This window comes from Bacillus oleivorans, from assembly GCF_900207585.1.
GTDB classification, from domain to species: Bacteria; Bacillota; Bacilli; order Bacillales; family JC228; genus Bacillus_BF; species Bacillus_BF oleivorans.
The window spans coordinates 136,549-161,916 of sequence record NZ_OAOP01000007.1 but is presented as its reverse complement, the minus strand read 5'-3'; the positions used below and the strand labels follow the sequence as shown (position 1 = coordinate 161,916).

The window sequence follows — 25,368 nt, the reverse complement described above, 5'->3', positions numbered from 1 at the left end:
CTTTGCCAAAATTACATACTTTGATTCGACAAAAAAACACATGGCCTTTTCAATCGAAAAAGCCATGTGTTTTTTAAGACTGTCTAAACTGATTTTGTCTGTTCAGAACAAACTATTCATTTTTATCAAGAAGTTTTTAGTTTTTCAAGTTCATCTAAGAATTTATCATTTAAAACTTTGATATAGGTACCTTTCATCCCTAATGAACGGGATTCAATAACACCAGCACTTTCCAGCTTTCTAAGTGCATTGACGATTACAGAACGGGTAATCCCGACTCTGTCTGCAATCTTAGAAGCAACTAAAAGGCCTTCTTTACCGCTTAATTCTTCAAAAATATGTTCAATTGCTTCTAATTCGCTATAAGAAAGTGAACTGATCGCCATTTGAACAACTGCTTTACTTCGAGCTTCCTCTTCAATTTCTTCTGATTTTTCACGGAGAATTTCCATTCCTACTACAGTAGCCCCGTATTCAGCTAAAATTAAATCGTCATCTGAAAACTCAGCGTTTACCCTAGCGAGAATGAGCGTACCTAATCTTTCTCCTCCGCCGTTAATCGGAACTATTGTAGTTAACCCGTTTTTAAACAGATCTCTATTTTCTACCGGGAAAGCTGTATGCTCACTATAAACGTCAAGATTTGGAGAAGTTTCTTGGATACTAAATAAATTTTTAGTATATTCTTCTGGAAATTGGCGTTCAGCGAGCATTTGTTTCATACGCTCATTTTCAATTTGCTGATTAATGGCAAAACCTAGTAATTTCCCTCTGCGGCTTAACACATACACATTTGCTTCAATGACTTCACTTAAAGTGTTGGCCATATCCATGAAATTAACAGGTTTTCCTGCTGCTTTTTGAAGCATCGCATTAATTTTTCTTGTTTTTGATAATAAATCCATTGTTCTTCCTCCTACTACATTGCTTGCTGCATCCTATTTATTTTTTTATTTTAAGCTGTGAGTTGTCTGGCTTAAGTGTTTTCCTCCTTAAATGAAGGGGGGCCACACTTAATTAAAGTATGAATTGACTTAAATCTTTGTCTTTTGAAATCGCACTTAGCTTATCATCCACATACTCTTTTGTAATTTTAACTGTTTCTAAGTTGATATCAGGCCCTTCAAATGAAAGATCCTCCAGCAGCTTTTCTAAAATTGTATGTAATCTTCTAGCCCCGATATTATCTGTGTTTTGATTCACATCAAAAGCGATTTCGGCAATTCTACGAATAGCATCGTCAGAAAATTCAATTTGTATACCTTCTGTTTCTAATAATGCTTTGTATTGTTTAATTAAGGCATTATCAGGTTCTACTAAAATTCTGACAAAGTCTTCAGCCGATAATTTTCCTAGCTCGACCCGAATTGGGAATCGTCCTTGCAGTTCAGGAATCAAATCGGATGGCTTTGCCGTATGAAAAGCCCCGGCTGCCATGAACAGAATATGATCGGTTTTTACTGAACCATACTTTGTAACAACTGTAGATCCTTCAACAATTGGCAGGATATCCCGCTGTACGCCTTCCCTTGAAACGTCTGCGTTTGAAGTCTGATTGCCGCGGCTTGCGATTTTATCAATTTCATCGATAAAAATGATACCGGTTTGTTCAGCTCTGAATATCGCTTCGGATGTTACTTCATCCATATCAATAAGCTTATTGGCTTCCTCATTCGCAATGACTTTTCTTGCTTCCCGGACTGTAAGCTTTCTTCGCTTTTTCTTTTTCGGCATCAGGCTGCTTAGGGCATCCTGCATGTTCATCCCCATTTGTTCCATTCCAGAACCTTGGAGTAAATCGAACATAGATGGCTGCTGTTCTTCGACTTCAACGGTTACGTACTCGTTTTCAAGTTCACCTAAGTCTAACTTTTCTTTGACAATCTTTCGGCGCTCAATCAGATTGTGATCATCATTGTTGGATTGCTGATCGTCATTTTGATCGCCTCCGCCAAACAGCATTTCAAAAGGGTTTTTCATATTCGTTTGTTTCTTTTTGCCTGGTACTAGTAACTCTACCAATCGTTTATTGGCATTTTTTTCGGCTTTTTCACGAACACTGAGCAGTTTTTCTTCCTTAACAAGCCTTACAGATGTTTCCACAAGGTCGCGAACCATTGATTCAACATCCCGGCCGACATAACCTACTTCTGTAAATTTTGTTGCCTCAACCTTCACAAATGGAGCTCCTACCAGCTTCGCCATGCGTCTTGCAATTTCTGTTTTCCCTACTCCAGTTGGTCCAATCATTAAAATATTTTTTGGACTAATTTCATCTCTTAGCTTTTCAGGCAGCTGGCTCCGGCGAAAACGATTCCTTAATGCAACAGCTACCGCCCTCTTTGCATCTTTTTGGCCAATGATATATTGGTCTAATCGTTCCACAATTTGTCGAGGTGTTAAATAAGTTGCGTTTCCCTTCGCTAGATTCACCATGTTTACAGCTCCTCTATGATAATTTCATGATTCGTATAAACGCAAATTTCTGCTGCCGTTTCTAATGCTGCTTTTGCAATCGCGTGAGCATCAAGATACTCACCTGCATTGCGCTTTAAGGCTCTCCCGGCAGCAAGAGCATAATTCCCACCTGAACCAATTGCTATAATTCCATCATCTGGCTCGATGACTTCACCCGTACCTGAAATTAAAAGCATATGCGTCTGATTCATAACAATCAGCATCGCTTCGAGCTTTCGCAAAACTTTATCACTTCGCCATTGTTTGGCCAATTCAACTGCAGCTCTTTGTAAGTTCCCGTTAAACTCTTCAAGCTTGCCCTCAAACATTTCGAAAAGGGTGAATGCATCAGCAACAGAACCCGCAAAGCCTGCCAATACCTTTCCTCCAAACAACCTTCTTAACTTTCTGGCAGTATGCTTCATTACCACTGCATTTCCAAAGGTAACCTGTCCATCTCCAGCCATTGCACATTTTCCATTGTGCTGGACTGCAAATATCGTTGTAGCATGAAAGTTAGACATTTGATTTCCTCCTTCTCGAGTTACACTTAAGCACGCGGATGAAATGACTGATACGTTTTTCGTAAATGCTCTTTTGTTACATGTGTATAGACCTGGGTAGATGAAAGATTGCTATGTCCTAATAACTCTTGGACCGAACGTAAATCTGCACCGTTATTCAGCATATGCGTAGCAAACGTATGCCGCAGCATATGAGGATGGATATGAGCATGCATCGCTGCCTGATCCATAATTTTGTTTAAGATATCACGCATTCCGCGAGCCGTTAGAGGACCACCCCGAAAGTTGACAAACAAAAAAGAGTGATTTTTCTTCCCTTTTTGTAAAAGCTGTTGTCTCCCGTCATTTATGTATATACGAAGTAAATCGCGGGCATAACTCCCAAATGGGATATATCGCTCTTTTTTTCCTTTTCCATATACAAGAATTGTGCCTACGGAAAAGTCTATGTTTTCGAGCTTTAAGCTTTCTGCTTCACTAATCCGGATTCCTGTTGAATAAAGCAGTTCTAAAAGCAGCTGATCCCGTTGCCCGATTGGCCCGTCATCAAATTGACTCTGCAACAGCTTCTCCATTTCCACCTCATAAAAAAAAGAAGGCAAGCGCTTTTCTTTTTTTGGCAGTGCGAGCATTTGGAAAGGATTTTGTTCGACTTTCCCTTCCCTCATTAAGTAAGCATAAAAGCTTCTCAGCGAGGAAATTTTCCTGGAAATACTAGATCTCTTATATGATTCATCAAACAGCTTGGAAACAAAAAGCCTGGCATCAAAATACTCTGCCTTAGCGAGATTTACGATACCCTGTTCCTTCATAAATTGAAAAAACGACTCAATATCCTTTGTATAATGCAGTACTGTGAGAGATGAGTAATTTTTTTCAATTTGCATATACTCTTTAAATTCAGATAGAGCTTTTACATTATCCATGTAATCACCTCACAAGGGCTACTAAATAGTACCATATTCAGATAGCCCTTGCAATTTATTTTACACTTTTTTCACAAAATTTTGAATTGTTTCCAATGCTCGATTGGCCAATTGCTCATTACGCTCTTGTTTATTTTTAATGGTTTCATCTAACGGCTTAAATAATCCAAAGTTCACATTCATCGGCTGGAAGGTTTTAGAGTTTGTGTTCGTAATATAATGTGCCATACTGCCCATTGCTGTTTCCTCAGGAAATACAACTGGTTCTTTGCCTTGGGCCAGTCTGGCTGCATTAATACCAGCCACCAGTCCGCTTGCAGCTGACTCCACATACCCTTCGACACCTGTCATTTGTCCGGCGAATAATAAGGTTTCGCGTTCTTTAAATTGATAGGTTGGCTTTAAAACCTTTGGTGAATTAATGAATGTGTTACGGTGCATAACCCCATAACGGACAATCTCAGCATTTTCCAAACCAGGGATCAACCGGATTACCTCTTTTTGCGGACCCCATTTTAAATGAGTTTGGAATCCGACAATATTATATAATGTTCCCGCTGCATCATCCTGTCTCAGCTGAACAACCGCAAAAGGGCGCTTTCCTGTTTCAGGATGCTCGAGTCCAACCGGCTTCATTGGTCCGAAAAGTAATGTTTTTTTACCGCGAGCTGCCATTACCTCTATTGGCATACAACCCTCAAAGTAAATTTCTTTCTCAAATTCTTTTAATGGGACAACTTCTGCTGACACGAGGGCTTCATAAAAACGGTCGAATTCTTCCTCTGTCATCGGACAGTTTAAATAAGCTGCTTCCCCTTTATCATATCTGGATTTCAAATAAACCTTCTCTAAATCAATACTTTCTTTTTCAATAATCGGAGCAGCTGCATCATAAAAATACAAATATTCCTCACCTGTCAGCTCTTTTAAGCGGCTAGACAGATTTGGGCTTGTTAGCGGTCCCGTAGCTATAATCGTTATTCCTTCTAGAATGTCAGCTACTTCTTCCGAAATTACTTCAATATTCGGATGTTCCTTTAATGAAGTTGTGACATGGTGAGCAAATTCATGCCGGTCGACAGCAAGTGCTCCTCCGGCTGGAACGGAACAACGGTCTGCAGCAGACACGATTAGTGAATCCAAAATTCTCATTTCTTCTTTTATAACTCCAACTGCATTTGTCAGACTATTTGCACGCAATGAGTTACTGCAAACAAGCTCTGCAAATTTATCCGTGTGGTGGGCTGGTGTTTGAACTTTAGGTCTCATCTCATATAATTTGACTTGAATGCCTCTATTTGCAAGCTGCCAGGCAGCTTCACTTCCAGCCAAACCCGCACCTACTACATTTACAACTGTCAAGAAACTTCCTCCTTTTCTTCAAATGACAGTCACTGGATTGATCTTTAAAGAATGATCTTTGTGTACTACCATCCTGCATTTTACATTACGTTTGAAAAATATAAAAGTTTCACGCATTCTGCTTAAAAATTTTACAAAATAAGAGAGTGAGCTAAATGCTCACTCCATCACTGTTGCGGTTCCTCTTTATAATCACATTGGGTACATTGGACTTGAATACCCTTTTTCAATTTCTTTTCGACTAGAAGACCTTCACATTTTGGACATGGACGGCTAACTGGTTTATCCCAAGAAACAAAATCACAATTTGGAAACCGGTCACAGCCGTAAAAAATTCTTCGCTTTTTACTCTTTCGTTCAACAATGTTTCCTTCGTGACACTTAGGACATGTTATCCCAATTTCTTTTACAATTGGTTTCGTATTCCGGCAATCCGGGAAATTGCTGCAAGCCATGAATTTACCGTAACGGCCCATTTTAAATACCATTGGGTTTCCGCATACTTCACAATCTTCTCCAGCAGGTTCATCTTTGATCTCGACTTCTTCCATCTCTTTCTCAGCCTTTTGCAGGTCCTTCTCGAAGTCCTTGTAAAAATCATCGATAATTTGAACCCAGTTGACTTTGCCCTCTTCAATCGAATCTAAACTGTTTTCCATGTTAGCTGTAAATTCAACATTTATAATATCAGGAAAGAATTCAGTAATCAAATCAGAAACTATTTCTCCAAGCTCTGTCGGGACAAATCGTTTATTTTCTAGAGTTACATAACCCCGTTTTTGAATGGTATCCAACGTCGGTGCATAAGTCGATGGACGTCCGATTCCGAGCTCTTCTAAAGTTTTAACGAGCCGGGCCTCCGTATATCTTGGAGGAGGCTGAGTAAAGTGCTGCTTCGGGTCAATATCTTTGTACTGAACCACATCTCCTTCTTTTAAATCAGGAAGAAAGTTTTCTTTTTCTTCAACTCCGTCATCGGTTCCTTCTACATAGAGCTTCATGAAGCCTGGAAATTTAATTTTGGAACCAGTTGCCCGGAATGTTACATTACCGTTCTTTAAATCTACACTCATCGTATCCATAATGGCAGGAGCCATTTGGCTAGCTATAAAACGCTCCCAAATTAATTTATATAACCGTAATTGATCTCTTGATAAATAAGGTTTCAAATCATTAGGTTCTTTCATGGCGCTGGTTGGCCTAATTGCTTCATGAGCATCTTGAGCCTGGGCACTCTTTTTGGGCTCGTTTGTTCCCAGTGCTGCATACTCTTTTCCAAAAGTTGAAACGATATAAGAATTTGCCTCATTCTTAGCTGTTTCAGAAATACGGGTCGAATCAGTTCTCATATAGGTAATCAAACCGACGGTTCCTTCCTTGCCAAGTTCAATTCCCTCATACAATTGCTGAGCCAGCATCATCGTCTTTTTTGCTCTGAAGTTTAATTTTCTCGCAGCTTCCTGCTGAAGAGAAGACGTTGTAAAAGGGGGAGAGGGATTTCTTTTTCGCTCTCTTTTGGTGACACTTTCAACGATAAAGTTGTCTCCCTTTAATTGGTTCAGAACCTCTTCTACTTCTTCCTTTGAACCGAGATTCTTTTTTTCATTCGCAAGTCCATAGAAGCTTGCCTGGAATAAATCCTTTCCCTTTATAAACTCTGTATCAATCGTCCAATATTCTTCCGGCTCAAATTTCTGAATTTCCCTCTCACGGTCAAGTATTAAACGAACCGCTACAGATTGTACCCTGCCTGCGCTAAGGCCCTTTTTAACCTTTTTCCATAATAAAGGACTAATGTTGTAGCCAACTAAACGATCCAATACTCTGCGCGCCTGTTGAGCATCGACCAGGTCCATATTAATCGGTCTAGGATGCTTAAATGATTCCTTAATGGCATCCTTTGTGATTTCATTAAATACAACGCGGCAGTCTGAGTCTATATCAACATCCAGGCTTTGTGCCAAATGCCAAGCAATGGCTTCCCCTTCACGGTCAGGGTCGGCTGCAAGGTATACTTTCTTAGCTTTTTTAGCAGCTGCTTTCAATTCTTTTAGTACTGGCCCTTTTCCTCTAATGGTAATATATTTCAGTTCGAAATTATTTTTAGTGTCCACACCCATTTGACTTCTTGGGAAGTCCCGGACATGGCCCATCGAAGCTTTTACTTTATATTTTTTTCCTAAATAACGTTCAATCGTTTTAGCCTTTGCAGGCGATTCTACGATGACGAGAAAATCTGACATGAACATCCTCCTTAAGGAGAGGTCTTCCCCTAAAACCTTTATACTTTCGTGTTTGATAAATCTTCCATACATATTATAGACCGTTTTTTTATTTGTCAATGGGAAAGCGAATGTGACTGATGCCAAATTTAATCAAAATCCTCGAAAATTGCAAGCTTTCCCGCTCGAATCTTGTGAATCTTTTATACAATTCCAAAAGGTTATTTTTCACTAGAATCCCTTTATTGATAGGCTTTTCCTAATGAAGAATTTCAATTCTGTATGTTTTAATTTGTACTAGACAAGTTGTTGAAATTTGCTAAAAAAAATTTTTATATAAAGGGGATTAATTCTTCTAATACATCGTCAGGATGGGCAACCAGTTTTGCTCCTTCCTTGATTAAACGATGTGGTCCTTCTGAATTAGGGTGGAGAATCTGACCGGGGACTGCAAATACTTCTCTTCCTTGTTCTAAAGCACTATACGCTGTTATGAGAGAGCCGCTTTTGTATTTCCCTTCTATTATAAGTGTACCCACAGATAAACCGCTTATGATTCGATTTCGTGCGGGAAAATGCCACTTTTTCGGTGATTCAGGCGGCGTGTATTCGGATACCAGCAAATGATGCGTGCCAATATACGCTGATAATTTTTTATTTTCAGCAGGATATGTGTGTTCAAACCCATTCCCTAGAACAGCAATGGTTTGCCCGCCAGATTGAATCGCCGTTTCATGGGCGAATCTGTCTATGCCTTTAGCAAGTCCGCTCACGATGATAAACCCTGCCTGAATGAGCGGCGGAAGCAAGTAATGAAGGACTTTTATCCCATATTCTGTCGGGGTTCGTGAACCTACTACAGAGAGTCTCTTAGAGGATGATTTTAATAGAGAAGGAATACCTTTTACGTATAGGACAGGGGGAGGGTCTGGAATTTCTTTTAAGAATTCCGGGTACTGTTCATCATAAATAGTAATCGCTTTTATTTTTTGCTGGCTATAGACTTCGCTTGTTCTTTGCTCAAAATAATGATGAAAGTCTTTTTCAATTTCTTTGGTAATAACGGGGGATAGATTTATTTTAGGAACAATAGACAGGAGATCTTGGTTTGGAAAGAACTGCTTGTGCAGGAGGATTATTTTTTGCAGGCTGCTAGGGGTTACATGCCTGGAGTGGTGTAGGGCTAATAATTGTTCTTTAATTGAATACAAACAGGTTTCACCTCATTTTTATATTTAATAGGGGTGACAGTCTCGTTGCCACCCCTATTATGACAGATTAAAGATTTTTACACTTTTCGTATAAGCCTTTTTCTTTTAACACTTTAATCAGTGTTTCACCCATTACAGATGGAGTGTCTGCAACTTGGATTCCGCACTCATTCATGACTTTAATCTTTTCGTCAGCTGTACCTTTACCACCAGAAATGATTGCACCAGCATGCCCCATACGCTTTCCAGGAGGTGCAGTACGGCCGCCAATAAATCCGACTACTGGCTTTTTCATGTTCGCCTTTACCCAGCGTGCTGCTTCTTCTTCAGCAGTTCCGCCGATTTCACCGATCATGATAACAGCTTCTGTTTCTGGATCTTCATTGAATGCTTTTAATACGTCGATGAAGTTTGTACCGTTAACTGGGTCTCCGCCAATACCAACTGCAGTAGACTGACCAATTCCTGCTTGAGTTAATTGGTGTACTGCTTCATATGTTAGAGTTCCAGAACGGGAAACGACACCTACATGACCTTTTCTATGGATATATCCAGGCATGATTCCAATTTTACATTCTTCTGGTGTGATCACTCCAGGACAGTTTGGTCCAACAAGACGAGTTTTCTTACCTTCCATATAACGCTTAACTTTAACCATGTCTAATACTGGAATATGCTCAGTAATACAAATGGCTAAATCTAATTCAGCATCTACTGCTTCCAAGATTGCATCTGCAGCAAAAGGAGCAGGAACATAGATTACAGAAGCATTGGCTCCTGTTGCTTTAACAGCATCTTCAACTGTATTAAATACAGGTACTCCTTCTACTTCAGTACCACCTTTACCAGGTGTTACTCCACCAACGATTTTAGTACCGTATTCAAGCATTTGCTTTGTATGGAAAAGGGCTGTTGAACCCGTAATTCCCTGAACGATTACTTTTGTATCTTTATTAACGAATACACTCACTTTACTCCCGCCTTTCCTTATTGCACCTGTGCAACGATTTTTTGTGCTCCGTCTGCCATAGATTCAGCAGCAATAATGTTTAAACCGCTTTCGTTTAAGATCTTTTTGCCTTGCTCTACGTTTGTACCTTCTAAACGAACAACAAGCGGTACTTGCAGACTTACTTGCTTCGCTGCTTCTACTACACCCGTTGCAATAACGTCACACTTCATAATTCCGCCGAAAATGTTTACGAAGATTCCTTTTACATTCTCATCTGAAAGAATGATTTTGAAAGCTTCTGTAACTTTCTCAGCTGTTGCACCGCCCCCAACATCAAGGAAGTTAGCAGGATCGCCGCCATAATGCTTGATGATATCCAATGTTGCCATTGCCAGTCCGGCACCGTTAACCATACAGCCGATATTTCCGTTTAGCGAAATATAGCTCAGGTCATACTTAGATGCTTCGATTTCCTTTGGATCTTCCTCATCAAGATCACGGTATTCTACAATATCTTTATGACGGTATAACGCATTAGAATCAAAGTTTAATTTTGCATCTAATGCCATAACTCTTCCATCACCTGTTGTAACTAACGGATTGATTTCGGCAATTGAACAATCCTTTTCAACGAATACTTGATATAGCCCAAGCATAAATTTAACTGATTGGTTTACAAGTTCTTTTGGAATATTGATATTAAACGCGATACGACGAGCTTGGAATGGTGTCAAACCAACCACTGGGTCGATGTACTCTTTAAAGATTTTCTCAGGAGTTTTTTCAGCAACCTCTTCGATTTCAGTACCGCCTTCTTCAGATGCCATTAATACAACTCTTGAAGAATCACGGTCCAATACAAACCCTACATAGTATTCTTTTTGGATATCACAGCCTTCTTCGATAAGCAAGCGTTTAACTTCCTTACCTTCTGGCCCAGTTTGATGAGTAACTAATGTTTTACCGAGTAGCTCTTCAGCATATGCACGTACGTCATCAAGACTTTTAGCGATTTTTACTCCGCCAGCTTTACCACGTCCGCCTGCATGGATTTGAGCCTTGACAACGGTTACAGCCGTACCTAATTCTTTAGCAGCTTCTACAGCTTCGTCAGCTGTAAACGCCACTCGACCATTTGGTACTGATACCCCATATTTTCTAAGGATTTCCTTACCTTGGTATTCATGGATATTCATATCCAGTCCTCCTAACGTCTTACGTATAATGACTGCCGTTATCATTTTATAAAATGATAGATAAGATGTCTACCTATAATGTTTGAAATTGAACTTTTATTCCTTCTTACTTTGCTGCTGATCCACTTTATATATGAATGCAAAAACTTCAGCAACGGCTTCATATAATTCCTCTGGAATCGCCGTATTGATATCTAGTTGTCCTAATAAGGTGAGCAAGGTCGGATCCTCTTGAATCGGTACCTGATGTTCCCTGGCAGCAGCCAAGATATTTTCTGCAATCTTTCCCTTTCCTTTTGCAACGACGATTGGCGAAGTGTGCTGGTTTTGGTCATATTTTAAAGCTGCGGCTTCCACTCTTTTTTCTTTCGTCATACCCTGATATCCACCTTTGTTTGAGGCTGTACAGTTTGATAAAGAGGGGTTAACTTGTTTTTCTCCTCCTCTGAAACATACTGAAACTGAAGAGATGATAGATGAAACCCCAGCTGCTTCATACCAAGTTTAAATCCATCGATTGTTTCATCATTTGGCGGAACAAACTGTTCCATTCTATGAAATACATTAAGGGTAGAAATTCGATTTTGTACCTGAAAATCTAAGATTGTCTCTCCTAACTCTTCTAGATGCAAATGAAAAAGAACCCGGCAATGTGACGAATCTATCTTTCCATCTTTCGTTCTTCTGCCGTTCCAGCTAATTTCTGCATCCTTTAATTGATTTAATAGCGGAAAAGGCAATTTTGTATATAAATGAATAATGGGACCCATTTCAGAGCTGACTAGCTTTTGTCCCTGCAGGTGTGAAAGTAATTCCTGAATCGGTTGCTTTTGCGGGACATGGTCCTGCTGCATGAGCTGTAATAGCGTTGTTTTAAGAGATTCTAACCCTTCAGTCCTTTGCTTGGCTAATTCGGCCTCTAAATTCATGCCAAGTGCCTTTATACCCGCTTTTATTTCGGCAGCAATCTCTAATCTAATGAACTGCAAAAGCTCCTCCTGAGTTGCCAGTGGCTGATTAAACAGCTGCCCCCTATTATCGGCAATTACAGTCAGCGCATATTTTCCTAGCGAAGGGAGAATAGGAGCATCCGATTGGAGCTTCATTTCTTGTTTGAGTAATCTTTCAATATTTTCCACAGCTGTAAAGGAAATGGCCTCTATTCGAAAAATTTTTTCTTCAGCCGTGTTTACTCCGGCTTCACTTAAGTTCCCCTTTGATATAAGGTTATTTATTAGTATTTCTTGTGGTCCTTGGACAGGGGCAGTCTGGAAACTTTGATTTAAAGCAGCTGGGATTGAAACGGTGGTTCCAGCCTGGCTCACAGAAAGCTTTGGCTGGAGTGTGTCTGACCCCGCAAATGATTGCATGAATTGAGTCAGCAATTGCTTCGCTGTTTCATGATGCTTCATTAATGGTGATATGGCCTGTTCGGCTATTCTATATCCAATCTTCGTCTCTAATGGTGTAATTAGTTTCTGAATTGTTTCTGGCTGATAATTGGAGACGATTGAAAATGATCGCAGTAAAGTCGTTATGTCTTTTTCGGAAAAAAGAGCAGAAAGGCTCTGAAAAACAGGCTTTGTAAATGGGAGATTGGTCCGGCTCATAAATTCAATCACTTGAAAATCTTGTTTTTTCATAGAAGACTTCGCGAGCCAATCTAAAGCCGCTGCAAGCTTTTCTCCGCCTTGCCCGAGCCATTCATCTTCAACAGCCAGACGGACTAATCTTTGTTCCCAGCTGCCCTTTTGGATTCCAAGCTGCTTCATAAGCTGACTTATTATTTCAGCTTTTAGTATTTGCTCATTAGAAGCAGTGGTTTGAACAGGTTTTAAAATGATCTCGTTTTTAGATGTCTCAATTTGAAACAGATACATTTTCCCAGCCTCTAATGGAGTAAGGAGTTTAGCCTCGATTGTTTCGCCATTTATTACAATAACCGCTTTCCCGTCTTTTCCTGTCTGTACAAGCTTCGCCTGAATCAGATCTCCGGTTCGCAGCGGAGTATGGTTAGAGATTGAACCCAATCCTGGTATAGAAGTAGTGTTCATTTTTTTATCCTCCATTAGAAACTTTAAAAACCTTTTTTCAGTCAAAGGGGAATAAGGTTAGCGGTTAATGTCAAAATCGTTATTAAACTACTTACAGAAAATCCATGGTAGGCGCAAAGCTTCTCCGGTGTTCTGAAATTAGCCCTAATCGGCGGATTGCTTCGATATGTTCTGCCGTACCATATCCCTTATGTTTATCAAATCCATAGCCTGGGAACTTTTGCTCCAATTGAATCATATACCGATCTCGCGTAACTTTTGCCACAATCGAAGCGGCTGCAATAGAAATGCTTTTGGCATCCCCTTTTATAATAGATTCCGATGGATACGGTGTCGTTAAAGGCATCGCATCGATTAATAAAAAATCTGGCTGCTGCTCAAGATGCTGAACTGCGTCTAACATGGCTTTTTGCGCCGCCCAATATATATTGATTTCATCAATTTCATTGGAATGGATCATCCCTACTCCAATAGCAATGGCTGAATTGTGAATCAGCTCAAAAAGTTCTTCCCGTTTCGCCTCCGATAGCTGTTTCGAATCGTTTAACCCCGGTATGTACGCTTTCTCACTTAAAATCACGGCAGAAGCGACGACAGGTCCGGCGATAGGCCCCCGGCCTGCTTCGTCAATGCCCGCAATAGCCCGATAACCTTGCTTTCGATAATAACGTTCATAGGATGATAGCTTTTTAAATTGAGCCTTCTTTTGTTTTTCTTTTTCAATCCGTTTCATAAATCCCTCTAAAAGAGTTTGAACACCTTTTCTTGAATCTGACTGAAGTTCTTTTATAAATGGATCTTTTGGACTGGAAGTCTTTTCTAACTGTCTCTTTATCTCTTGTATCGAACGCTGCATGTATGGCACCTTCAATCCTTTTATACTTCCTTTATCGACCGGCATAAAAAATAGTAAAGACCCATATAAAGGGCCTTATATCCTAACCTATTCAGGTGTTTCAAATGATAGGGGTCCTAGTTTCCCATTTCTTATTTCTTGGAGAACGATTTCAGCAACACGATCCCAGTCAACTTCTCCGCCTGAAACAATACAGCCGCGCTTTTTGCCGATCTGATTAAAAAGTTCTGCCATATCATCTGAAATCGAAGGCAGATTATATCTTTCCTTTAATCGGTCCGGATAATGCACGCCTAAGTACTTTAAGGCATAAGCTGCAATGTCTTGCAGCGGCAGGATGGTATCTTTAATCGCACCCGTCACAGCCAGGCGATACCCTACCTCTTGATCCTCAAACTTTGGCCATAGAATCCCTGGTGTATCCAGTAACTCGAAATCCTTGCCCGATTTAATCCAGCTCTGCGCTTTTGTCACCCCTGGTGTATTTCCTGTTTTTGCAATATTCTTTCCTGCAAGCTGATTAATGAATGAGGATTTCCCTACATTCGGGATTCCTACAATAAGAGCCCTGATGGCTCTAGGGGTAACGCCCTTTTCACGAAGAGCAGCATGTTTGTCCTTCATCAACTGTTTCGCCTGCTGGATCACTCTTTTGATATCAGAGGATTGATGAGCATTTATCGCAAGCACACTCATATCGTCAGCAGTAAAATAATTCATCCATTCTTTGGTGACAGACGGATCGGCTAAGTCACTCTTATTTAAAAGAATAAGCCGCCGTTTTTGGTGTGCAATTTCATTTACCATTGGATTTCGTGACGATAAGGGAATTCTTGCATCTACAATTTCAATCACGATATCGACTAATTTTATTTTCTCTAAAATCTGTCTCTTTGCTTTGGCCATATGGCCCGGGTACCATTGAATGGTCATTTTATGATTAACACTCACTCTCTACGCTTTCTTCAAGTAATTTGACCTTATTATTCTACAAACCCAATCTCTTCAAACGGCCAAAAAACTAAACTGGTTTTTCCGAGGATCACATCAAAAGGAACAGGACCAATATGACGGCTATCCTTACTTAATCTGCGGTTATCTCCCATGACAAACACATGTCCTTCTGGTACCATTTCACGTCCAATGACATCCTCTAATGTAAAGGAAAACGTTAACGGCCCCGATAATTCTTCTTTTTTATATGCTTCTAAATACGGTTCCTCATACGGTTTACCATTAATATAAAGAACATCATTCCTATATTCAATCGTATCGCCTGGCAGCCCAATTACGCGTTTTATGTAGTCTCTTCCTTCAGGTGCCCTAAACACAATAATATCAAACCGTTGAGGACTTCCTATTGTATAACTGATCTTATTAACAATCATCCGATCTTGGTCTTCCAGTGTAGGCATCATCGAATATCCATCCACAATGATTGGAGCAAAGAAAAATTGCCGAATAATAATGGCTAGACCAATGGCAATAAAAAATGCCTTTACCCATTCCCATAATTCATTTTTTTGTTTTTTTGATTGTTCCATCCCAATACCTCGCCCTTTTCAAGCTTCCCTTTTTATTGTACTAAACAATTCCGCATATCTCTACAATGGATGATGGAAATGTGAAAATTAGGATGATTTCGGCGGATGGAGCGGGAAGTCCATGGTTGGAGCAGAAATTTTGATTTTGGAGCATGTAGTTATGGATTGGGGCTGAATTGGAGGCATTGGAGCGGTCAAGCGAGCGGTTGGAACGACAATTAAAAGTTTTGGAGCGGGTATACCAGCGGTTGGAGAGACAGCGAAAATTTAAAGTTTTAGAGCGGCGATACGAGTAGTTCGAGCGAAAAATTTTGGAAGCAGTGATTTCAATGTTAGAACAAATTAATAATTTATGCAGAAAAACTTTCAATAATAGCGCGAAAATCTTGAAGAAGAGCTTAAATTATATTTGAAAGGGGAAAATCCTAGTGCTAGAGCACAACTTATTGACCAAAAAGCAACAGGCGAGGAATGGTCTTCATTCCTCGCCTGTTAAACGGTTTATTATCTAATTTCTTTAATTCTTGCAGCTTTACCGCGTAGGTTACGTAGATAGTAAAGTTTTGCACGACGAACTTTACCGCGACGAACTACTTCAAGCTTCGCAATTTTTGGTGTGTGTACTGGGAAAGTACGTTCAACACCAACACCATAAGAAACTTTACGTACTGTAAAAGTCTCGCTAATTCCGCCTCCGCGACGCTTAATCACAACGCCTTCGAACACCTGAATACGTTCACGTGTTCCCTCGATAACCTTTACGTGTACACGTACAGTATCACCAGGACGGAATTGTGGAAGATCCGTACGAAGCTGATCCTTCGTAATTTCTTGAATAATTGGATGCATGATCTTCAACTCCTTCGACAGATGCTCTTACAATTCTAATTGATCGCAGCGGAACATCGTATTCACTGACCTATCAGACGATTTCTGTCTAAGTCACAACTGCTATCTTACCATATTCAAATATAGTTTTCAATACACTCTATTGTTTTTTCAATTCTTCTAACCACTTTTTCTGTTTTTCTGTGAGTGAAGCTCTTTCGAGTAACTCAGGGCGGCGCTGATAAGTCCTAAGCAGTGACTCCTTTTCCCGCCATTCTTCTATTTTTTCATGGTGTCCTGAAGTTAACACTTCTGGAACCTTCATTCCTCTAAAATCGGCCGGCCGTGTATAATGTGGGTGCTCGAGCAGACCACATTTTGAAAAGGAATCCTCTATTGGCGATTGTTCGTTTCCCAGGACACCAGGAAGGAGTCTCACAACACTATCAATAATCACCATCGCCGCAAGCTCTCCGCCTGTCAGAACATAATCCCCAATTGAAATTTCATCTGTGACCAAGTGTTCTCGTATTCTTTCATCATATCCCTCATAATGTCCGCAAATAAAAAGTAGGTGATCCTCTTTCGCTAATTCCTCAGCTTTGCTCTGTGAATAAACTTCACCCTGAGGACATAGCAAAATAACCCGGGGTTTTTTCTCTTTTGTTAAAGCTTCTACCGCATCAAAAATGGGCTGTGGCTTTAGTACCATTCCAGCTCCGCCGCCATACGGGTAATCATCGACTGTTTTATGCTTATTGTCTGCATATTCCCTAAAATTTGTAACATGATAGGATACAGCCTTCTGTTCACTGGCTTTTTTTAAAATAGAAGATTCTAAAACACCTGTAAACATCTCAGGGAAGAGAGAAAGAACATCAATTTTCATTAGTCTAGCAGCCCTTCCATTGGAGTTATTGTAATTCTTTTTTCATTTATATCAATCGATTGAACAACATCCTCAATATACGGAATATAGTATTCCTTCCGATTGCCTTTAACTACCCAAACATCATTGGCACCTGGTGTTAGTATCTCTTTAATTTTTCCAATTTTTTCACCGCTGACTGTAAATACTTCACAACCGATGATTTCATGGAAATAAAATTCATTCTCATCCAGACTGGACAACTGGTCTTCCTTAATTTTTAGCAGTCCGCCTTTTAAAGGTTCAGCAGCTTGGATTGAATCGTATCCCTCAAACGTTAATAAATCGAAGCCCTTATGCGATCGATGGCTTTTTACTGTAAGCGGGATTGGACGATTTTCCTTTTCAGAAAAATAATACAGCGTATTACCGGTTTTGTATCTCTCCTCAGCGAAATCAGTACGGGAAATAACTCGCACTTCTCCGCGCAGACCATGTGTATTGACAATTTTTCCGACATTGAACCATCTATCCATCAATCGGTCACCCTCTACGTATTTCTTTTACGATTCCGTTTTCCACAATAATCTCTTTGGCGATCTTATCCCAGTGGTCGCCTTCCTTGATTTCTAAGATAGCTTCTACCTCAGACTCTTTAATTTCCGTCCCAAGCGGTACAATCTCTAACTGCTCCAATTGAAATTCAATTGATTTTAGTTTAGCTTCCCTTCTCTCAATTTCCTTTAAGAAGCTGGTACGCAAAGCATTAAACTTTCCTTTAGTTGAACGTTCGGCCTTTTTCATTTCGAATAAAAGCTGCTCACATTCTTTCCGAAGCTGCGATCCTTCAAATTGTAGTTTGTGCGATATCACCCTTTTACTTTCTTCCGTCAGTACTTGTTTTACAGCTATCTTTTTAATAATTTTCATATAAAGGACTCCCCTTCGTTTTTAAATTGGACAAAGGAGCTTTTTAGATATTTGAACATTATGCTACAGGAAGGGAAACTTATGCAGCAACCCTATTATGTACAAAAAAGGAGGGTATGTCCCCTCCTTTTTAGTCAACGATATCAACATACACTTTTTTCGATTCGTCATGTCTTGCTGCAGCGGCAGCATAGACAACCGTACGTATCGCCTTAGCTACGCGCCCTTGCTTTCCTATTACTTTCCCGATGTCATTCTTGTTGACAGAAAGCTTGTAGGTAACGCTATTGGTTTCTTCCACAACATCAACGCTAACATCTTCCGGAAATTCGACAAGGGGCTTGACAATCGTTTTAATGAGCTCTTTCATAGGCCCTCTTATTTACCGTATTTTAGGTTGTGGAATTTTTCCATGATGCCTTGTTGTGAGAATAGATTACGAACTGTATCAGATGGCTTCGCACCTGTTTGCAGCCATTTAAGAGCTAGCTCTTCGTTAATTTTAACTTCTGCTGGCTGCATAACTGGATTGTAAGTACCAATAGTTTCAATAGAACGTCCATCACGAGGAGAACGAGAATCTGCTACAACAATACGATAAAAAGGAGATTTTTTTGCTCCCATACGTTTTAAACGAATTTTTACTGCCATAATTAATAGCACCTCCGAATAGTTTCACACAAGATAGTATAATATCAAATAGATTTTAGGTTGTAAAGTGTTTTTTCTTTACAGGTAATATTTTTTTAAAAAGGATTGAAAGGAAGTTTAAATCCACCCTTTTTCTTACCCTTAGTCATACTTGTCATTTGCTTCATCATTTTTTTCATTTCATCGAATTGCTTAAGCAATCGGTTGACCTCAGGAACGGTCGTACCGCTTCCAGCCGCAATTCGTTTGCGACGGCTCGCATTAATGATGGATGGATCTTCTTTTTCCTTTTTTGTCATGGAACGAATAATCGCTTCTACCTTACCAATCTGCTTTTCGTCGACTTGAAGGTTTTTCATGCCCTTCATTTTATTGGCACCTGGGATCATATTGAGAAGATCATCTAGCGGTCCCATTTTTCTGACTTGGCCAAGCTGTTCAAGAAAATCATCAAGCGTAATCGATTGGGTTTTAATTTTTTCTTGAAGTTCTTTCGCTTTTTCAGCATCCACTGATTCCTGCGCTTTCTCAATGAGGGAAAGGACATCCCCCATCCCCAGGATTCTCGACGCCATCCGCTCTGGATGGAACGGTTCAAGCGCGTCTAACTTTTCGCCCAATCCGGCAAACTTAATCGGCTTTTCCGTAACGGCTCTAATGGATAATGCAGCACCGCCGCGTGTATCGCCATCAAGCTTGGTTAAAACGACCCCAGTAATGCCGAGCTGCTCATTAAAGCTTTGTGCCACGTTAACGGCATCCTGCCCTGTCATCGCATCGACAACAAGCAGAATTTCGTCTGGTTTTGCCACTTCTTTAATTTGCTTGAGCTCATCCATTAGCGTTTCATCAATGTGCAAGCGTCCTGCTGTATCGATTAACACATAGTCATGATGCTCTTCCTTTGCCTTTTCAATCGCTTGTCTCGCGATTTCAACAGGACTAACCTGATCACCTAATGAAAAAACAGGCATCGATAGCTGTTTGCCTAGCGTCTCCAGCTGCTTGATTGCAGCAGGACGATAAATATCAGCAGCAGCCATAAGCGGTTTACGGTTATATTTTTTTCTTAAAAGGTTGGCGAGCTTACCGGTTGTCGTTGTTTTACCGGCACCCTGCAGACCTACCATCATAATCACGGTTGGCGGTCTATTGTTTACGGCAATTTTGCTTTGCTCTCCACCCATTAAGTTGGTTAATTCTTCTTTAACCACTTTAATAACCTGTTGACCAGGCGTCAGACTTTTCATGACCTCTTGTCCAACAGCCCGTTCACTGACACGCTTGACAAAGTCTTTCACAACTTTAAAATTAACGTCTGCTTCTAGTAAAGCAAGACGGACATCCCTCATCATGTCTTTAACGTCTGATTCTGAAACCTTACCTTTTCCTTTAATCTTCTGGATCGTGTTCTGCAGACGTTCCGATAGTCCTTCAAAGGCCATACAAAGAGCCCCCTTACTCTAATTTTTCAAGAGCTTGTATTGGCTTTAACAATGCATCTTTGTTGCTCTCTCCTGCTTCGATTAGCTCCTTCAATTCATTAAGGAGCTTCGAACGCTCTTGAAATTTCTGCAGCAGCAACAATTTTTCTTCATACTCCTCCAGCATCGCCTCAGTCCTCTTTATATTATCATAAACAGCCTGACGGCTGATTTGATATTCCTCCGCAATTTCACCGAGAGAGAAATCGTCTAGATAGTAGAGAGACATATAGTTTCGTTGCTTTGGGGTTAATAGCGCCTGATAAAAATCATATAAATAATTCATTCGTGTTGTCTTTTCAAGCATATAAGCGCCCCCTTGTTAAGTGAAAAGACTTTACATCAATAGAATACTGGAGGAATAGGGAATTGTCAAGGTTGGAGGGGGTATATCGGTGGTAGGAGGATGCAGGGAGTGGGTGGGGTTTTGATGGAACACAGCAACTACAGGTTTGACCGATAGAATCCCGATTTTGAACCGCAGACACCTCGATTTGACCCATAAAAATGAAATTTGACTGCAGAAACCCATTACGACCGATAGAACGGAATTTTGACCCATAAAAATCAATTTCGTCCGATGCGAACAATTTTATGACCCGTACAAACCATTATGACTTCTGATATCTGGCTTTTACCTATTATCAAAACGTATCTACAAGTCGAGAATTTTAAGATTTCCAAACAACGAAAAAAACGAGGCCACACCGCCCCGTTTTTTCACTTTATTCTACTCCTTCATCCGCCAATCCGGCAAATAGACCATATACATATTGTTCGGCATTGAACTCTTGAAGATCGTCCATTTTTTCGCCGAGTCCGACAAATTTGACTGGAATTTTTAATTCATTGCGAATCGCTAAGACAATTCCACCCTTGGCTGTTCCGTCTAGCTTTGTCAGTACAATCCCGGAAACATCAGTTGTTTCTTTAAATTGTTTCGCTTGAATCATGGCATTTTGTCCAGTTGTCGCATCCAGTACAAGCAATACTTCATGCGGGGCACCCGGTATTTCCCGTTCGATGACTCTTTTGACTTTTTCAAGCTCTTTCATTAGGTTGACCTTGTTTTGGAGGCGGCCTGCTGTATCACATAACAAAATGTCGACTCCGCGTGCTTTTGCTGCTTTTACCGCATCATACATGACGGCAGCAGGGTCAGACCCTTCTCCCTGTTTAATAACATCTACGCCGACACGCTGGCCCCAGACTTCAAGCTGGTCGATCGCGCCTGCACGGAAGGTGTCGCCTGCTGCCAAGAGCACTTGTTTGCCTTCTTGCTTAAAATTGTGTGCCAGTTTTCCAATCGAAGTCGTTTTTCCTACTCCATTGACACCGACAAACAGAATAACAGTTAATCCTTCCTCATTGAGGTTTAGCTTTGACGGTGCCTCATCTCCTGCCTGATAAATTTCAACTAGTTTTTCAGTGATTACATCTCTTACAACAGCAGGGTCTGTGATATTACGGCGCTTCACTTCCATTTTTAATTCATCGACTAATTCCATTACCGTATTAAAACCTACATCGGCACCGATTAAAATTTCTTCGAGCTCTTCGAAAAAGTCTTCATCGACTTTCCGGTAACGGGCAACCAAGTCATTGACTTTATCAGCAAATTGCGTTCTTGTTTTCGTTAAACCTTCTTTGAATTTCTCAGATACTGAATCGGTTTGTTGAGTAATTTTTTCTTTTAACCGTTTAAAAAAACTCATATTGATCACTCCTTTATGGCGAGGTTACCAATTCCTTTGAATCCTCAAGCCGGACCGAAACTAATTTGGAGACTCCGGATTCCTGCATGGTTACACCGTATAATACATCGGCCCCCTCCATCGTCCCTTTTCGATGGGTAATGACAATAAATTGTGTATCTTTGCTGAACTCTTTTAAGTATTGACTAAAACGATAGACATTGGCATCGTCCAAAGCTGCTTCAACCTCGTCCAGCACGCAAAACGGAACAGGACGTACTTTTAATATTGAAAAGAGCAAGGCGATCGCTGTTAATGCTCTTTCTCCGCCAGATAACAGACTAAGATTTTGCAGCTTTTTCCCAGGGGGCTGAGCAACGATATCGACTCCAGTATTTAACAGATCATCCGGATCGGACAATATCAAATCGGCTCGTCCACCGCCAAAAAGAGCACGAAATACGGAATTAAACTGGCCTTGGATTTGGTCAAAAGTATGGCCAAAACGCTTCGACATTTCGTCATCCATTTCGCTAATCACATCGAAAAGTGTGTTTTTAGCAGATTCCAAGTCTTCTTTTTGTTCCGTTAAGAAAGCAAATCGTTCAGAAACGCGGTCAAATTCTTCAATAGCACCGAGATTGACTGTTCCTAGCTCTTCAATAGCTTTTTTAATTAATTTTACCTTCTTTTTCGCTTCTTCAATCGGAAGAGGTAAAGGATAATCCTCGCGAGCGGCTTCAAATGTCATCATATAATCCTCTTGAAGCTGCTGCAGGCGGCTTTCGAGTTCAACATCAAGACGGTTCATTTTCACTTCTTGATCCTTCAAATGCTCAGTAATTCCTTTATATAAGCGTTTTAGCTCTTTTATATCCGCTTCAAGCGTATCAAGCTTTTCATATAAAGCAACCCGCTGGTTCCGTCTTGCAGATATTAATTCAATCGTCTCTTCTTTTTGCTTCGCTTTTTCTTTAGCTTGAATCGAAAGGTCGCTTTCACCTGTTGTAGTCTTTTCCATCTCACTTGTAAGATAGGAAAGTTCCTCTTGAACGTCATGCAGACGGGCTGCTGCTGATTCAAGCTCGATTTCAGTTGATTCAAGCAATTGCTTGGCATTTTGAACCTTTTCTTTTTTGGCAGCCAGTTGAACTTTTAATTCCCCAATTTCATTCTGAAGTGTTTCTTTTGAACTTTGTGCATTTTTCTTTTCTGCTGTCATTTGTTCGATTTGCTGATTTAATTGGGCAATCTTATTTTTAGTCTCAGCTAGTTCCGCTTCTAATGTTTTCTCGCGTGTTACTAGTTGGTTCTCGTCATCTCCAAATTGCTTGGTTTCGAGATCAAACATCGTTAATTTCTCCTGGATGTTTTTCTCATTTAGCTCAATTTCTCTTAACTCACCTTTTAATTCTTGTTCCTGCTCACGGAATTCTTCTACCTTTTGGCGCAAATGACGGATTTCCTGATTATAGTGCTCAATTTCAGCTTTAATATTTTTGACATGGTTTTCTAGTTTTAATGTTTTTGCTTCCATGTCTTGCAGCTTTTTCATTAATTCATCGAGCTCTTGTTTTCGGCTTAAAACGGAAGAAGTCTTTTGGCGTGTTGTACCGCCAGTCATAGAACCACCAGGGTTGACCACGTCTCCTTCTAATGTCACGATCCGATAGCGAAAATCGAGCTTTCGCGCAATCTCGTTGGCACTTTTTAAATCCTGGGTGACAACTACATTGCCAAGCAAGTGTTTAATTACATTGGAAAACTTCGGCTCAAAACTGACAATATCGCTGGCAATTCCCACAAAATTCGGGTGTCCTGCAACAGAACGGAGGAGCTGCTCCCCGATTTCCCGGCTTTTCATAACTGTTAACGGTAAAAAGGTAGCACGGCCGTAAGAGTTTGACTTTAAAAACTGAATCGCCTTGCGGGCATCTTCTTCATTTTCGACGACGATGTTTTGCATTGCACCGCCAAGCGCTGTTTCCACCGCTACTTCATAGGTCTTTTCAACGTTAATTAGCTCAGCAACAGCTCCATAAATTCCGGAGAGGCGGTTGCGGGACTTTAATACTTCTTTTACACCCTGAAAGAAACCTGCATAATCAGCCTCCATTTCCTCCAGCATTTCTTTTCTTGATTTTGCCTGCTGCAGAAACTGATACGCTTTATATAAGGTTTTTTCCTGTTTCTCGTAAGAGTCATTTAACGAATGGAGTTTGCTTTCAGTCTCGGTTAACCGAAGCTTTACCTGATCAAATTGGTTTTTCAAGCTTGTATATTGCGTTTCTTTTTCCTGCTTTTGTTCACGCAAACGGTCTCGTTGTTCTAGCCATACCTGGTTTTCATTTAGCAATCGATCTGATTTTTTGCCAATTTGTGATTTTTGCTCCTGAATATGTTCTAGCTCATTCTTTTTGCGTGCCTCATCATTGAGCCATTCAATATATTCACTTTTCAGAGCTTCAATCTGTTCTTCGATACTTTCATCCACATATTGCAGCTGAGCTTCTTTAGCCGATAACTTGTCCTGTATTTCTTTTTGCTCACTTTTTTCAATTTTATAGTTTTGTTCATAGGTTAGCAGCTGTTTAGAAAGAACCTCTTTTCTTTCTGTAAGCTCTTCAACCGATTTTTTCAGCTGTGCCTGATTGACCTCAGAGTTTTTCAGGCGCTCTTTCATAACTTCTTTTCGGCCCTCTAATTTTTCAAGTTCTTCACTCGTTTGCAGAAGCACTTGCTGAAGGTCTTGAACAGATTCATCAAGGGCTGCAATTTGATTCCGGTAGTTTTCCGCTTCGGATTCCTTTTGCTGCAATTCGCGGGAATGATGCATTTCTTTATCTTTAAATTCTTCAAGGTTCTGTGAAATCTCTTGCCAGCGTTTATGTAAGTCCTCAATCTCATATACCAATACAGCTACTTCAATAGATTCAAGCTGTTCTTTTTGTTCAAGGTAGTCTTTTGCAATGGAAGCTTGCATCCGTAGTGGTTCAATTTGTCCTTCCAATTCGTGTAAAATATCCTGAACCCGGTGTAAGTTCCCTTCTGTTTCTTCAAGCTTTCCTTCTGCCTTCTTTTTCCGAGTTTTATATTTTAAAACACCCGCTGCTTCTTCAAAGATTGAGCGTCTTTCTTCAGGCTTTGAATTTAAAATTTCTTCGACCCGCCCTTGGCTGATAATCGAAAAAGCTTCTCTTCCTAGTCCAGAATCCATAAATAATTCCACTATATCTTTAAGACGGCAGGATTGCTTATTGATAAAAAACTCACTTTCACCCGAACGATAGACTCGGCGGGTGACACTTACTTCTTCGTATTCAAGCGGCAGTGCCTGATCATGATTATCCAAGGTTAACGTAACCTCCGCAAAGTTTAAAGCTTTGCGGCTATCGCTTCCGGCAAAAATAATATCTTCCATTTTGGAGCCGCGCAGTGACCGGACTGATTGCTCTCCAAGTACCCAACGGATTGAATCTGTAATATTACTTTTTCCGCTCCCGTTTGGTCCGACTACGGCAGTGACACCGGGCACAAAATCAACGGAAACCCGCTCGGCAAACGACTTAAATCCGACAACATCAAGACGTTTGAGAAACATACAGATTC

24 protein-coding genes are annotated in these 25,368 nt (G+C 40.4%); all 24 read right to left on the bottom strand.

All coding sequences use genetic code 11. The annotated features are described in order from the left end of the window. Positions 1-125: 125 nt before the first annotated feature. Positions 126-905, bottom strand: coding sequence for a GTP-sensing pleiotropic transcriptional regulator CodY (gene codY, locus CRO56_RS15730; RefSeq protein WP_097159580.1), 780 nt, complete (start codon positions 903-905; stop codon positions 126-128). 112 nt (positions 906-1,017) lie between these two features. Beyond that, positions 1,018-2,436 (bottom strand): ATP-dependent protease ATPase subunit HslU, encoded by a 1,419-nt coding sequence (hslU, locus tag CRO56_RS15725; RefSeq protein WP_097159579.1) that lies wholly within the window; start codon positions 2,434-2,436, stop codon positions 1,018-1,020. A gap of 2 nt (positions 2,437-2,438) precedes the next feature. Next, entirely contained in the window at positions 2,439-2,981 is a 543-nt protein-coding gene (gene hslV, locus CRO56_RS15720; protein ID WP_097159578.1) for an ATP-dependent protease subunit HslV, read from the bottom strand. A 26-nt stretch (positions 2,982-3,007) separates the two neighbouring features. After that, positions 3,008-3,907: a tyrosine recombinase XerC gene (xerC, locus tag CRO56_RS15715; protein WP_097159577.1), complete on the bottom strand. Its 900-nt coding sequence runs from the start codon at positions 3,905-3,907 to the stop codon at positions 3,008-3,010. A 60-nt stretch (positions 3,908-3,967) separates the two neighbouring features. Beyond that, positions 3,968-5,269 carry an FADH(2)-oxidizing methylenetetrahydrofolate--tRNA-(uracil(54)-C(5))-methyltransferase TrmFO gene (gene trmFO / locus CRO56_RS15710; protein ID WP_097159576.1) on the bottom strand — a complete coding sequence of 434 codons (1,302 nt, stop codon included), beginning with the start codon at positions 5,267-5,269 and terminating at the stop codon, positions 3,968-3,970. 167 nt (positions 5,270-5,436) lie between these two features. Further along, complete coding sequence (gene topA / locus CRO56_RS15705; RefSeq protein ID WP_097159575.1) at positions 5,437-7,512, bottom strand: type I DNA topoisomerase; 2,076 nt, start codon at positions 7,510-7,512, stop codon at positions 5,437-5,439. A 311-nt stretch (positions 7,513-7,823) separates the two neighbouring features. Beyond that, positions 7,824-8,702: a DNA-processing protein DprA gene (dprA, locus tag CRO56_RS15700; protein ID WP_097159574.1), complete on the bottom strand. Its 879-nt coding sequence runs from the start codon at positions 8,700-8,702 to the stop codon at positions 7,824-7,826. Positions 8,703-8,769: 67 nt separating this feature from the next. Beyond that, a complete protein-coding gene (gene sucD / locus CRO56_RS15695; protein WP_097159573.1) occupies positions 8,770-9,672 on the bottom strand; it encodes a succinate--CoA ligase subunit alpha in 903 nt (300 codons plus the stop codon). A gap of 17 nt (positions 9,673-9,689) precedes the next feature. Beyond that, positions 9,690-10,850: an ADP-forming succinate--CoA ligase subunit beta gene (gene sucC, locus CRO56_RS15690; protein WP_097159572.1), complete on the bottom strand. Its 1,161-nt coding sequence runs from the start codon at positions 10,848-10,850 to the stop codon at positions 9,690-9,692. A 96-nt stretch (positions 10,851-10,946) separates the two neighbouring features. Further along, positions 10,947-11,225, bottom strand: a complete 279-nt coding sequence (locus CRO56_RS15685) for an EscU/YscU/HrcU family type III secretion system export apparatus switch protein (protein ID WP_097159571.1) — start codon at positions 11,223-11,225, stop codon at positions 10,947-10,949. Next, positions 11,222-12,904 carry a hypothetical protein gene (locus CRO56_RS15680; protein WP_097159570.1) on the bottom strand — a complete coding sequence of 561 codons (1,683 nt, stop codon included), beginning with the start codon at positions 12,902-12,904 and terminating at the stop codon, positions 11,222-11,224. The genes CRO56_RS15685 and CRO56_RS15680 overlap by 4 nt, the downstream gene beginning before the upstream one ends. A 91-nt stretch (positions 12,905-12,995) precedes the next feature. Next, the gene (locus CRO56_RS15675; RefSeq protein ID WP_097159569.1) at positions 12,996-13,760 is read right to left on the bottom strand and encodes a ribonuclease HII; all 765 of its coding nucleotides are present in this window, start codon (positions 13,758-13,760) and stop codon (positions 12,996-12,998) included. Positions 13,761-13,847: 87 nt separating this feature from the next. Further along, positions 13,848-14,693, bottom strand: coding sequence for a ribosome biogenesis GTPase YlqF (ylqF, locus tag CRO56_RS15670; RefSeq protein ID WP_097159648.1), 846 nt, complete (start codon positions 14,691-14,693; stop codon positions 13,848-13,850). Between the two features lie 50 nt (positions 14,694-14,743). Then, on the bottom strand, positions 14,744-15,304 hold the full coding sequence (gene lepB / locus CRO56_RS15665; RefSeq protein WP_097159568.1) for a signal peptidase I: 561 nt from the start codon (positions 15,302-15,304) through the stop codon (positions 14,744-14,746). Between the two features lie 504 nt (positions 15,305-15,808). After that, positions 15,809-16,153: a 50S ribosomal protein L19 gene (gene rplS, locus CRO56_RS15660; protein ID WP_097159567.1), complete on the bottom strand. Its 345-nt coding sequence runs from the start codon at positions 16,151-16,153 to the stop codon at positions 15,809-15,811. 139 nt (positions 16,154-16,292) lie between these two features. Then, positions 16,293-17,021, bottom strand: a complete 729-nt coding sequence (gene trmD, locus CRO56_RS15655; protein WP_097159566.1) for a tRNA (guanosine(37)-N1)-methyltransferase TrmD — start codon at positions 17,019-17,021, stop codon at positions 16,293-16,295. Next, positions 17,021-17,536 (bottom strand): ribosome maturation factor RimM, encoded by a 516-nt coding sequence (gene rimM / locus CRO56_RS15650; protein ID WP_097159565.1) that lies wholly within the window; start codon positions 17,534-17,536, stop codon positions 17,021-17,023. Before rimM ends, trmD begins: the two co-directional genes overlap by 1 nt. A 7-nt stretch (positions 17,537-17,543) precedes the next feature. Continuing rightward, positions 17,544-17,930 (bottom strand): YlqD family protein, encoded by a 387-nt coding sequence (locus CRO56_RS15645; RefSeq protein WP_097159564.1) that lies wholly within the window; start codon positions 17,928-17,930, stop codon positions 17,544-17,546. Positions 17,931-18,060: 130 nt separating this feature from the next. After that, on the bottom strand, positions 18,061-18,300 hold the full coding sequence (locus CRO56_RS15640) for a KH domain-containing protein (protein WP_097159563.1): 240 nt from the start codon (positions 18,298-18,300) through the stop codon (positions 18,061-18,063). An 8-nt stretch (positions 18,301-18,308) separates the two neighbouring features. Next, positions 18,309-18,581 (bottom strand): 30S ribosomal protein S16, encoded by a 273-nt coding sequence (rpsP, locus tag CRO56_RS15635; protein WP_097159562.1) that lies wholly within the window; start codon positions 18,579-18,581, stop codon positions 18,309-18,311. A 95-nt stretch (positions 18,582-18,676) separates the two neighbouring features. Continuing rightward, entirely contained in the window at positions 18,677-20,026 is a 1,350-nt protein-coding gene (gene ffh / locus CRO56_RS15630; RefSeq protein ID WP_097159561.1) for a signal recognition particle protein, read from the bottom strand. 13 nt (positions 20,027-20,039) lie between these two features. Further along, positions 20,040-20,372, bottom strand: coding sequence for a putative DNA-binding protein (locus CRO56_RS15625; protein ID WP_097159560.1), 333 nt, complete (start codon positions 20,370-20,372; stop codon positions 20,040-20,042). Between the two features lie 418 nt (positions 20,373-20,790). After that, complete coding sequence (gene ftsY / locus CRO56_RS15620) at positions 20,791-21,780, bottom strand: signal recognition particle-docking protein FtsY (RefSeq protein WP_097159559.1); 990 nt, start codon at positions 21,778-21,780, stop codon at positions 20,791-20,793. Positions 21,781-21,793: 13 nt separating this feature from the next. After that, positions 21,794-25,360, bottom strand: coding sequence for a chromosome segregation protein SMC (smc, locus tag CRO56_RS15615; RefSeq protein WP_097159558.1), 3,567 nt, complete (start codon positions 25,358-25,360; stop codon positions 21,794-21,796). Between the last annotated feature and the right edge of the window lie 8 nt (positions 25,361-25,368).

Coding starts and splice junctions, on each gene's coding strand:
- codY (WP_097159580.1), bottom strand. CDS start 905: ATGGATTTATTATCAAAAACAAGAAAAATTAATGCGATGCTTCAAAAA.
- hslU (WP_097159579.1), bottom strand. CDS start 2,436: ATGGTGAATCTAGCGAAGGGAAACGCAACTTATTTAACACCTCGACAA.
- hslV (WP_097159578.1), bottom strand. CDS start 2,981: ATGTCTAACTTTCATGCTACAACGATATTTGCAGTCCAGCACAATGGA.
- xerC (WP_097159577.1), bottom strand. CDS start 3,907: ATGGATAATGTAAAAGCTCTATCTGAATTTAAAGAGTATATGCAAATT.
- topA (WP_097159575.1), bottom strand. CDS start 7,512: ATGTCAGATTTTCTCGTCATCGTAGAATCGCCTGCAAAGGCTAAAACG.
- sucC (WP_097159572.1), bottom strand. CDS start 10,850: ATGAATATCCATGAATACCAAGGTAAGGAAATCCTTAGAAAATATGGG.
- CRO56_RS15685 (WP_097159571.1), bottom strand. CDS start 11,225: ATGACGAAAGAAAAAAGAGTGGAAGCCGCAGCTTTAAAATATGACCAA.
- CRO56_RS15680 (WP_097159570.1), bottom strand. CDS start 12,904: ATGAACACTACTTCTATACCAGGATTGGGTTCAATCTCTAACCATACT.
- CRO56_RS15675 (WP_097159569.1), bottom strand. CDS start 13,760: ATGCAGCGTTCGATACAAGAGATAAAGAGACAGTTAGAAAAGACTTCC.
- ylqF (WP_097159648.1), bottom strand. CDS start 14,693: ATGACCATTCAATGGTACCCGGGCCATATGGCCAAAGCAAAGAGACAG.
- lepB (WP_097159568.1), bottom strand. CDS start 15,304: ATGGAACAATCAAAAAAACAAAAAAATGAATTATGGGAATGGGTAAAG.
- rplS (WP_097159567.1), bottom strand. CDS start 16,153: ATGCATCCAATTATTCAAGAAATTACGAAGGATCAGCTTCGTACGGAT.
- trmD (WP_097159566.1), bottom strand. CDS start 17,021: ATGAAAATTGATGTTCTTTCTCTCTTCCCTGAGATGTTTACAGGTGTT.
- rimM (WP_097159565.1), bottom strand. CDS start 17,536: ATGGATAGATGGTTCAATGTCGGAAAAATTGTCAATACACATGGTCTG.
- CRO56_RS15645 (WP_097159564.1), bottom strand. CDS start 17,930: ATGAAAATTATTAAAAAGATAGCTGTAAAACAAGTACTGACGGAAGAA.
- CRO56_RS15640 (WP_097159563.1), bottom strand. CDS start 18,300: ATGAAAGAGCTCATTAAAACGATTGTCAAGCCCCTTGTCGAATTTCCG.
- rpsP (WP_097159562.1), bottom strand. CDS start 18,581: ATGGCAGTAAAAATTCGTTTAAAACGTATGGGAGCAAAAAAATCTCCT.
- ffh (WP_097159561.1), bottom strand. CDS start 20,026: ATGGCCTTTGAAGGACTATCGGAACGTCTGCAGAACACGATCCAGAAG.
- CRO56_RS15625 (WP_097159560.1), bottom strand. CDS start 20,372: ATGCTTGAAAAGACAACACGAATGAATTATTTATATGATTTTTATCAG.
- ftsY (WP_097159559.1), bottom strand. CDS start 21,780: ATGAGTTTTTTTAAACGGTTAAAAGAAAAAATTACTCAACAAACCGAT.
- smc (WP_097159558.1), bottom strand. CDS start 25,360: ATGTTTCTCAAACGTCTTGATGTTGTCGGATTTAAGTCGTTTGCCGAG.